The organism is Streptomyces durocortorensis, from assembly GCF_016901035.1.
Lineage (GTDB): Bacteria > Actinomycetota > Actinomycetes > Streptomycetales > Streptomycetaceae > Streptomyces > Streptomyces durocortorensis.
Genome location: NZ_JAFEUF010000382.1, coordinates 1 through 4,350, shown reverse-complemented (window position 1 = coordinate 4,350; position 4,350 = coordinate 1). Strand labels below are relative to the sequence as shown.

General features: G+C 72.2%; 3 protein-coding genes and 1 pseudogene. 3 read left to right on the top strand and 1 reads right to left on the bottom strand.

Translation table 11 applies throughout. From position 1 onward, the window contains the following. The 3 genes and pseudogenes from JS521_RS34200 to JS521_RS34190 form a co-directional block, all read left to right on the top strand. On the top strand, positions 1–495 hold a 495-nt coding region (locus JS521_RS34200; protein WP_205086770.1), incomplete at its 5' end, for an LAETG motif-containing sortase-dependent surface protein. A 94-nt stretch (positions 496–589) separates the two neighbouring features. Further along, positions 590–790, top strand: a pseudogene (locus tag JS521_RS34195) (MerR family transcriptional regulator); the annotation flags it as partial. Between the two features lie 100 nt (positions 791–890). Further along, complete coding sequence (locus tag JS521_RS34190; RefSeq protein WP_239488221.1) at positions 891–1,790, top strand: NAD(P)-dependent oxidoreductase; 900 nt, start codon at positions 891–893, stop codon at positions 1,788–1,790. A gap of 85 nt (positions 1,791–1,875) precedes the next feature. Here JS521_RS34190 and glgB read toward each other — a convergent pair whose 3' ends face one another. Further along, the gene (glgB, locus tag JS521_RS34185; RefSeq protein ID WP_205086768.1) at positions 1,876–4,302 is read right to left on the bottom strand and encodes a 1,4-alpha-glucan branching enzyme; all 2,427 of its coding nucleotides are present in this window, start codon (positions 4,300–4,302) and stop codon (positions 1,876–1,878) included. Positions 4,303–4,350 lie beyond the last annotated feature (48 nt).

Here is a 4,350-nt window from a genome sequence, read left to right as displayed (position 1 = left end):
TGGGTCGACGTGAACGGCGGCGAGAGCTACCCCTTCGTCCTGCGCATCGACAAGGCCGTCGGCCGCACCACCGGCGAGGTCTCCTTCAGCGGCCAGGAGCGTCCCTTCGACCCGAACGCGGCCAACGACACCGCGCAGATCGTGATCGACACCGGCGAGGAGTCGGGCACCGAGGGCACCGAGGGCACCGAGGGCACCGAGGGCACCTCGGGCTCCAACGGTTCCTCCGGCTCCACCGGCGGCACGGGCGGCTCCTCGTCCACCGGAGGCTCCGGCTCCACCGGCTCCACGAGCAGCACCGGCGGGACGACCGGCGGCTCCACCGGCACGGGCGGCTCGACGACCGGCGGCACCACCCCGCAGACCGGCGGCAACCTCGCCGCGACCGGCTCGGACTCCACCGCCCCGCTCGTCGGCATGGCCGCCGCTGCGGTGGCGGCAGGCGGCGGCATCCTGTGGGCCGTGCGCCGGCGGGCCGCTGCCCGCAGCAACTGACGACACGGTCCCCGACGCCGACGCCGACGTTTCGGCTCTTTCCTTCATCCTTCGGCCTTGCGTTGACGTCGGCGTCAAGGAATACGTTCCTCCCATGCGAATCGGGGAGCTGGCCGAACGGGCCGGGACGACGACGCGGACCCTCCGCTACTACGAGTCGCGCGGGCTGCTGCCCGCGCGGCGCGCGGAGAACGGCTACCGCAGCTACGACGAGGGCGACCTGCGCCTCCTCCAGCAGATCCGGACCCTGCAGGACTTCGGGTTCGACCTGGAGGAGACCAGGCCCTTCATCGACACCCCGGGTGACCGCTGACCTGCACACTTTCCCGGAAGTGCGTATCTGACAGTCAAGTGGGTTCTGGTCAGGCCCTGTTCGCGCGCCAAGGATGGTCCCCATGACGCAAGCGCACACGACCACCACACCCGCCTCCACCCCCGTCACCGTGCTCGGCCTCGGTGACATGGGCCGCTCCCTGGCCCGCGCCTTCCTGGCCGCAGGCCACCCCACCACCGTCTGGAACCGTTCGCCCGAGAAGGGCGAGGACGTCGTCGCGCTGGGCGCGGTACGGGCCGCGTCCGCCGAGGAGGCCGTACGGGCGAGCGGACTCGTCGTGGTCTGTCTCGTCGACTACGACGCCTCCGACGCGGTCCTGGAGCCGCTGGCCGGGGCTCTGGAGGGGAGGGTTCTGGTCAACCTCACCTCGGACACCCCGGCCCGTTCCCGGCAGGCCGCCGCCTGGGCCGAGAAGCACTCCCTGTCCTACCTCGACGGGGCGATCATGGTCCCGGTCGACGTGGTCGGCTCGGCGGACGCACTGGTCTTCCACTCCGGCGACCGCGCCGCCTTCGCCGCGTACGAGGCCACCCTCAAGGCGCTCGGCGAGCCCGCCACCTTCCTCGGCGAGGACCACGGGCTCGCCGCCGCCTACGACATGGCGATGCTGGACTTCTTCTACGGAGCCATGGGCGGCCTCGTCCACGCCTTCGCGCTGGCCCGCGCCGAGGGCATCGACGGCGCGTCGCTCGCCCCGTACCTCAACACGATCGCGGGCATCCTGCCGCCGATCGCGGCCTACACGGCGACCGACATCGATACTCGTACCTACGTGGGCGAGGGCGGCAACCTCGCCATGATGGCGGCCAGCGTCGACCACATCCTGCACACCGCGCAGGGCCACCGCCTGGACGTCTCGCAGTTGGCGGGGCTGAAGTCCGTCACCGACCGGGCCATCGCCGAGGGCCACGGCTCCACGTCCTGGTCGAGCATCATCGAGGTGATCGCCGCCGACAGCTGACGGGCCTGCAACGGGGGAGGGGCCGGTACCGCGTCAGGAGAGACGCGGTACCGGCCCCGGCCGTTCACGGGTTCCCTGCGTACGGCTACGCCGGACGGAACCACACCGTCGCCAGCGGCGGCAGCGTCACCGAGATGCTGGAGGGCCGCCCGTGCGCGGGCACCGCCTCCGCCTTCAACGGTTCCTCGTTGCGGACGTCACCACCGCCGTACCGGGCCGCGTCGGTGTTCAGGACCTCCACCCAGCCCTCCGTCCCGGTCTCCGGCACTCCCAGGCGGTAGTCGCCGCGGACCGCCGGGGAGAAGTGCGAGACCGCGAGCAGGGGCGAGCCGTCCGCGTCGTACCGCAGGAACGCGAACACGTTGTCCTCGGCCGCCCCGCCGTCCACCCAGCTGAACCCCTCCGGCACCGTGTCGCGCTGCCACAGGGCGGGCACCGCCCCGTACACCGCGTTCAGGTCGCCCACCAGGGTCCGCACCCCGCGGTGGTCGCCGGACGCCTCGTAGGAGGGGTCCAGCAGCCACCAGTCCGGGCCGTGGCTCTCGGACCACTCCGCGCCCTGGGCGAACTCCTGTCCCATGAAGAGGAGTTGCTTGCCGGGGTGGGCCCACATGAAGCCCAGATAGGCGCGGTGGGTGGCGCGCTGCTGCCACCAGTCGCCGGGCATCTTCGCCACCAGCGCATGCTTGCCGTGCACCACCTCGTCGTGCGAGATCGGCAGCACGTAGTTCTCGCTGTACGCGTACACCATCGAGAACGTCATCTCGTTGTGGTGGTACTTGCGGTGGATCGGCTCCTTCGCCACGTACTGGAGCGAGTCGTGCATCCAGCCCATGTTCCACTTCAGCCCGAAGCCCAGGCCGCCGCTGTCGGTGGGGCGGGTCACGCCGTCCCAGGCGGTGGACTCCTCGGCGATGGTGACGACGCCGGGGTTGCGCCGGTAGACGGTCGCGTTCATCTCCTGGAGGAAGGCGACCGCGTCCCAGTTCTCCCGCCCGCCCTGGTCGTTGGGCGACCACTGGCCGTCCTCGCGGGAGTAGTCGAGGTAGAGCATCGAGGCGACCGCGTCGACGCGCAGCCCGTCGATGTGGAACTCCTCGCACCAGTAAGTGGCGTTGGCGACGAGGAAGTTACGGACCTCGGTGCGGCCGTAGTCGAACTCCAGCGTCCCCCAGTCCGGGTGCGCCGCGCGCTGCGGGTCGGCGTGCTCGTACAGCGGGCGTCCGTCGAACTCGGCCAACGCCCAGTCGTCGCGCGGGAAATGGGCCGGAACCCAGTCCATGATGACGCCGATGCCCGCCCGGTGCAGGGCGTCGACCAGGAAGCGGAAGTCGTCCGGGGTGCCCAGCCGCGAGGTCGGCGCGTAGAACCCGGTGACCTGGTAGCCCCAGGAGCCGCCGAAGGGGTGCTCGGAGACCGGCATCAGCTCGACGTGCGTGAAGCCCAGGTCCTTGACGTACGCCGGTAGCTGCTCGGCCAGTTGACGATACGTCAACCCCGGTCGCCAGGAGGCGAGATGCACCTCGTACACCGAGAACGGGGCCTCGTGGACCGGCCGGTCGCCGCGGTGCGCCATCCAGTCCGCGTCCCGCCACGTGTGGTGCTTGGCGGTGACGATCGACGCGGTCGCGGGCGGTACCTCGGTGCGCCGGGCCATCGGGTCGGCCCGCACGGTGTGCGAACCGTCCGGGCGGCAGATGTCGAACTTGTACAGCGCACCCTCGCCGACCCCCGGCAGGAACAGCTCCCACACCCCGGTCGAGCCGAGCGAACGCATCGGGAAGCCGGTGCCGTCCCAGTAGTTGAAGTCACCGGTGATCCGCACACCGCGCGCGTTCGGCGCCCACAGGGTGAACCGCGTCCCGGCCACCCCCTGGTGCTCCATCGGCTCCGCGCCGAGCGCCCGCCACAGCTCCTCGTGCCGGCCCTCGCCGATCAGATGCAGATCGAGTTCGCCGATCGCGGGCCAGAAGCGGTACGGGTCCTCCACCTCGATGGTGTTGTCGTCGTACGCCACCTCGAACCGGTACGCGGGGGCCTCCGGCACCGGCAGCACCCCGGAGAAGAAGCCGTCGCCGTCGTCGTGCAGTTCGGCCCGCAGGCCGGTCGCCAGGACGGTGACGGACCGGGCGAACGGCCGCAGCGCCCGCACCAGCACCCCGCCGGGGATCGGGTGCGCGCCGAGCACGTCGTGCGGCGCGTGGTGGTCGCCGGCCAGCAGCCGGCCCCGGTCCGTGCCGTCGAGGGCCGGTGCGGGGCGGGCGCCCTGACCGTCGCCGGCCTGCCGGGGGCGCGGTGGGCCCGCGTCCGCCCGCTTGGGCCGGGCGCGTTTGGCGGGCGCGGCCTTGGTGGCGGTGGCGGCGGGCGCCGGTGCGGGGGTGGCCGCCGCGTCGGCCGCGGTCTCGGCAGCGGCGGTCTCGACGGCGGGTTCGGCGACGGTCTCGACAGCCGCCTCGGCGGGGACCTCGGCGGACTTGCGGGATGCCTTGCGGGACGGCTTGCGGGCGGTCACAGGGACTGCCTCCTCGGGGAGTGAAGGGGAGAAGCACGGGCGGAGGGG

What these genes read in the sequence shown, in the direction of transcription:
- JS521_RS34190 (WP_239488221.1), top strand. Translation starts at nt 891, where the DNA reads ATGACGCAAGCGCACACGACCACCACACCCGCCTCCACCCCCGTCACC.